Annotated in this window: 5 protein-coding genes and 1 pseudogene; 2 read left to right on the top strand and 4 right to left on the bottom strand. The window is 74.7% G+C overall.

Annotated features, from left to right (window positions below):
* From AF1_RS31710 to mraZ, 4 genes and pseudogenes are all read right to left on the bottom strand, one after another.
* A pseudogene (locus AF1_RS31710) lies at window positions 1-402 on the bottom strand (hypothetical protein); the annotation flags it as partial.
* A gap of 31 nt (window positions 403-433) precedes the next feature.
* Window positions 434-1,072, bottom strand: coding sequence for a hypothetical protein (locus AF1_RS31705; protein WP_067807854.1), 639 nt, complete (start codon window positions 1,070-1,072; stop codon window positions 434-436).
* Window positions 1,069-2,064, bottom strand: a complete 996-nt coding sequence (rsmH, locus tag AF1_RS31700) for a 16S rRNA (cytosine(1402)-N(4))-methyltransferase RsmH (RefSeq protein WP_067807851.1) — start codon at window positions 2,062-2,064, stop codon at window positions 1,069-1,071. The genes AF1_RS31705 and rsmH overlap by 4 nt, the downstream gene beginning before the upstream one ends.
* Before the next feature lie 247 nt (window positions 2,065-2,311).
* On the bottom strand, window positions 2,312-2,743 hold the full coding sequence (mraZ, locus tag AF1_RS31695; RefSeq protein ID WP_067807848.1) for a division/cell wall cluster transcriptional repressor MraZ: 432 nt from the start codon (window positions 2,741-2,743) through the stop codon (window positions 2,312-2,314).
* Between the two features lie 405 nt (window positions 2,744-3,148).
* Between mraZ and AF1_RS31690 the strand changes: the two genes are divergently transcribed.
* Together AF1_RS31690 and AF1_RS31685 are read left to right on the top strand one after the other, a co-directional pair.
* Window positions 3,149-4,165, top strand: a complete 1,017-nt coding sequence (locus tag AF1_RS31690; RefSeq protein ID WP_084263518.1) for an AAA family ATPase — start codon at window positions 3,149-3,151, stop codon at window positions 4,163-4,165.
* A gap of 3 nt (window positions 4,166-4,168) precedes the next feature.
* Window positions 4,169-5,288 (top strand): DUF58 domain-containing protein (locus tag AF1_RS31685; protein ID WP_067807845.1); only part of this gene is annotated, 1,120 nt, incomplete at its 3' end.

Raw genomic sequence — 5,288 nt, 5'->3', positions numbered from 1 at the left:
CCCGCTCCCGGCCCGCGGCTTCTTGCCGGCGCCGGCGGGCGGCTTCTTCCGGGCGGGCTTGCCCGTGGACGCGCCCTTGGGCGCCTGCTTGCGCTGCGCCGCCGTGCGCTCTGTCCCCTTGCGCCCGGCCTGTCCCTTGCGCTGGGTCTCCTTGCGGGGCGTGGTGCCCGTCCCGGTGCGCGCGGGGCGGCGGGGCGCGCCGCCCTTCTTGCCGGGCCGTCCCGCGCCGTCCGCCCTCCCGCCCGGGGAGCGCGGAGTGCCGCCGGTCTGATGCCCGGACGCGCGCGCCGCGCCCGGGCCGCTCTTGTCGTCCCGCCCGGCCGAACCCCGGGAGGCCCGCCCGCCGGCGCGTCGTCTGCCGGGCGAAGGGCCGGTGTTCCCGTCTCCCGGCCGTTTCGTCACCGTGTCTCCCGCTTCCGGGCGCCGCGCCCCGTCACGGCGCCCCGGTCCCGGGCCGGACGTCGTCGCCGGGCACCACGGTGCCGGGGACGCCGACGACGCCCGCGGCACCGGCCGAAGCGGCTGCCGCGGGCGGGACGGGACGGATCGCGCCGCCGCTCGCCTGGCCGGTCTCGGGGTTGAAGAAGACCGGGTCCTCGGCCTTCTTCAGGCCGAGCGCCCTGGCCTTCTTCTCCAGGTTCGCCGGGGAGCCCTCCCGCGCGTTCTCCTCCTCGTAGGCCTGGCGCTGCTGTTCGAGCTGCTTGGTGCTCTGCTGGAGCCTGGTCAGCGTGAACGCGTCCCTCGCGAGGACGGTGTTGAGCAGGAGCAGGCTCACCAGGGCGCCGCCGAGCAGCCCGACGACGAGCAGCACGAACGGCGTGCGCGGTGCGGCCCGGCGGGACACGGCCGGGCGGGACCGGCCCGCCGCCCCCGCGGTCCTCTGCTTCACGCTCTTCCTCGCCGCCGGCTTGGCGGCCGTGCTCTTGGACGGGGCCTTGGGCGCGGGCTTGGGCGCGGGCTTCGCGGCCGCCGCCGCGGCGGTCCGCGGCGTGGCCGTCGTCTTCACGGCGGCGGTGCCCTTCTTCGGCTTCTTCGGCGCCTTGGCCGGCCGGCGCCTGCTCGTCGTCGTCATGTCGCCTCCCGGATCCGCTCCGCGGCGCGCATCCGCACCGATCCGGCCCGTGGGTTGGTCGTGGTCTCCGCGTCGGACGGCAGCTCGGCCCCGCGCGTCAGGAGCCGGAACCTCGGCTCGTGCTCGGGCAGCGGGACGGGCAGGTCCGGCGGGGTGGTGTCGGCCGCCTGGGCGGCGAGGACCCGCTTGGTGATGCGGTCCTCCAGGGAGTGGTAGCTGAGAACGGCGATCCGGCCGCCGACCGGGAGCGCGTCCAGGGCGGCGGGCAGCGCCCGGCGCCAGACGTCGAGTTCGCCGTTCACCTCGATGCGCAGCGCCTGGAAGGTGCGCTTGGCCGGGTTGCCGCCGGTGCGGCGGGTCGCGGCCGGGATGGAGGTGCGCACGAGGTCGGCGAGCCGGCGGGTGGACTCCAGCGGGGCGCGCTCGCGCTCGCGGACGATGGCCGCCGCGATGCGCTGTGCGAACCGCTCCTCGCCGTACTCGCGCAGGATCCGGGCGAGCTCGGCGGGCGGGTAGCCGTTGACCACCTCGGCGGCGGTGAGCCGCTGGGTGCGGTCCATCCGCATGTCGAGGGGGGCGTCGTAGGAGTAGGCGAAGCCGCGGCCGGTCTCGTCGAGCTGCGGGGACGACACTCCGAGGTCGAACAGGACGGCGTCCACCGCGGGCACGCCGAGCCGGCGCAGCACCGCGGGGATCTCGTCGTAGACGGCGTGCTCCAGCCTCACCCGGTCGCCGAACGGGGCGAGCCGGAGCGCAGAGCGCTCCAGCGCGACGGTGTCGCGGTCGAGGCCGATCAGGCGCAGCCGCGGGACGGCCCGCAGCATCGCCTCGGCGTGGCCTCCCATGCCGAGCGTGGCGTCGAGGTAGACGGGGTCGCGGCCGGTGACGGCCTCCACGGCGGGGACGAGAAGTTCGAGGACGCGGCCGAGCATGACCGGTACGTGGCCGTGGCCCGGCTCCCGGCTCTCGGACGCGTGGTCGTCCACATCCATGCTTCACCCCCTGTACTGCCACCTCGCTCGCGGACTGTGTGGCATCGCCGGACCGGACCGCCCCCCTGCCCCCGCAGGGGGCCTCGCCCGGCCAGGTCCCCATCCGCTGCCCTAGAGGAAGATCACCGCGGTATCCGCGGGGGGTCGCCGTCTGGCACCGGGGAAGCTGCGCCAGCTGGCTTGGAGAGCGGCTGGAGACCTGGCCGAACGTGGGCCACGGCGGTCAACGGACCGGCGAGTCGTCATCTCAGAGGATCCCTGGCAACACCTCCTCCGAGACATCGGAGAACGTCTGCTCCTCCTGCTCCAGGTAGGTCTCCCAGGCCTGGGCGTCCCAGATCTCCAGACGTGTGTTGGCCCCGATGACCGCGCAGTCGCGGGTGAGGCCCGCGTACCTGCGCAACGGCGGAGGAATCGTGACGCGGCCCTGCTTGTCCGGCACCTCGTCGGAGGCGCTGGCGAAGAAGACCCGGCTGTAGCCGCGGACCGCCTTCTCAGTGACCGGCGCGGCGCGCAGAGCCTCGGTAATCCGCTGGAACTCCGCCATGGGGAAGACGTACAGGCAGCGCTCCTGGCCCTTCGTGATCACCAATCCCCCCGACAGCTCCTCGCGGTACTTCGCCGGCAGGAACAGCCGTCCCTTGTCGTCGAGGCGCGGGGAATGGGTGCCGAGGAACACCGGCCCACCTCCCGCGCCGCATGGGGGTGCTCCAGCTCCCCACGGCGCCCCACTCTACTCCACTCTTCCCCACCGTCAACAAGAAAAACACCGTCCACGGGCGAATTCGGCGCCGGAAAGCGCAGGTCAGAGGGGGTGGTGCGGAGTGGGGCCCGGCGGGTGCCGCTCCGCGCGCCGGGCCGCGGCGCGGCGGTCCTGGACGCCCTTCCGGAGCCGGCCGCGGACACTGGATGATCTTGGTGGAGTGAAGTGGGGGCGCGGCGGGACGGCGTTCGACGTCCTTCCCGTGGAGCACAATGGGCTCGCGTTCCCCGCGAACATCACAGTGGGCCTTCCGACGACGTACTGTCGGGTGGAACGGCTGAGGAGGGTTTGGTGGCAGTAGGTACGCACGGTGAGTCGTTCATGGAGACCGACCCCCCGGCATCCCACCCTGCCCGTCGCGGCGCCTCGGGAGGCGAGGGGGCGGGCCGCGGGCTCGACGAACTCGCCCATGTCGCGGACAAGATCCGGGACGCGGTGGAGTCGGTGATCGAGGGCAAGTCCTCGGTGGTCAGGCTCGCGCTCACGGTGCTGCTGGCGGAGGGGCACCTGCTGATCGAGGATGTGCCCGGGGTCGGCAAGACGATGCTCGCCAAGGCGCTCGCGCGCTCGGTCGACTGCTCGGTGCGGCGCGTCCAGTTCACCCCGGACCTGCTGCCCAGCGACATCACCGGGGTCAGCGCCTACAACCAGGAGCTGCGCGAGTTCGAGTTCAAGCCCGGCCCGGTGTTCGCCAACATCGTGGTCGGCGACGAGATCAACCGGGCGTCCCCGAAGACACAGTCGGCGCTGCTGGAATGCATGGAGGAACGCCAGGTCACGGTGGACGGCACCACCTACGCGCTGGAGCCGCCGTTCATGGTGATCTCCACGCAGAACCCGATCGAGATGGAGGGCACCTACCCGCTGCCGGAGGCGCAGCGCGACCGGTTCACCGCCCGCATCTCGATGGGCTACCCCGATCCGGCGGCCGAGCTGGAGATGCTCGACACGCACGGCCAGGCGTCTCCGCTGGATCGGCTCACCCCGGTCGCGCACGCCTCCGACGTCCGCGACCTCATCGAGGTGGTGCGGCAGCAGCACGTCGCGCCGGCGGTGCGGCAGTACGCGATCGACCTGGTCGCCGCCACCCGCAAGCATCCCGAGCTGCGGCTCGGCGCGTCCCCGCGGGCGACCCTGCACCTGGTGCGGGCCGCGCGGGCTTACGCGGCGCTCGACGACCGCGACTACGTCGTCCCCGACGACATCCAGGACCTCGCCGGTCCCGTCCTCGCGCACCGGCTGCTGCCGACCGCGGAGGCGCAGGTGGAGCGGCGGCGGCCCGAGCAGGTCGTGGCCGACCTGGTGAAGCGGCTGCCGGTGCCCTCCCCCGGGAAGTGACCGGTGGGACGCGCGCTGGCCGGCCTCACCACGCGCGGGCGGTCCTTCGTGGCCGCCGGCGTGACCGCGATCGCGTGCGCGATCGTCCTCGGCGAGCGCGACCTGCTGCGGGCCGGGGTGCTCGTGCTGGTGCTGCCGCTGCTGTGCATGCTCGCGGTGTCGCGGACCCGGTACCGGCTGGCGTGCGCGCGGCGGCTGGAGCCGGCGCGGCTGCCGGTCGGCCACGAGACCCGCGTCGACCTGCGGCTGGAGAACGTGTCCCGGCTGCCGAGCGGGCTGCTGATGGTGGAGGACCGGGTCCCCCACGCGCTCGGCGGGCGGGCCCGGTTCGTGCTGGAGCGGATCGAGCCGCACGGTTCCCGCGGGCTCGGCTACCGGATCCGCTCGGACGCGCGCGGGCGGTACCGCGTGGGGCCGCTGACCGTCCGGCTCGCCGACCCGTTCGGGATGGTGGAGCTGGTGCGCTCGTTCAGCCTGTCCGACACGCTCACGGTGACGCCCGCGATCGTCCCGCTGCCGCACAGCCGGCCGGCGGGCGGGTGGTCGGGCGGCGGCGACAGCGTCGCCCGCGCGGTGTCGGCGGCGGGCGAGGACGACGTGGCGCCCCGCGAGTACCGGCACGGCGACGACCTGCGCCGCGTGCACTGGCGGTCCACCGCCCGGCACGGAGAGCTGATGGTGCGCCGGGAGGAGCAGCACTTCCAGAGCAGCGGGACGCTGTTCCTCGACACGCGCTGGGCCTCGCACCGGGGTGAGGGCCCGAGCGGTTCGTTCGAGCAGGCGGTGGCGGCGGCCGCGTCGATCGGCGTGCACCTCGTCCGGACGGGGATGAGCCTGCGCTATGTCACCGACGCCGGCGAGGCGCTTGCGGCCGCGCCGTCGGAGGGGGCGTTCGAGGCGCTGCTGCTCGACACGCTGGCCGTGGCGCGCAGGTCCAAGGGCAGCTCCCTGACGGCGGGGCTGGCCGCGCTGCGCGCCGCCCAGCGCGGGCGGGACGGCGAGGGCCTGGTCATCGCGGTGTTCGGGGCGCTGTCCGGGGACGAGGCCCGCTCGGTGGCGGCGGCGCGGCGCGGCACCGGGACCTGCGTCGCGGTGCTGGTGGGCGGCGGGCCCGCCGGGCGGG

The sequence above is a fragment of the Actinomadura formosensis NBRC 14204 genome (genome assembly GCF_001552155.1).
Lineage (GTDB): Bacteria > Actinomycetota > Actinomycetes > Streptosporangiales > Streptosporangiaceae > Spirillospora > Spirillospora formosensis.
This window is presented reverse-complemented; position numbering and strand designations above follow the sequence as displayed.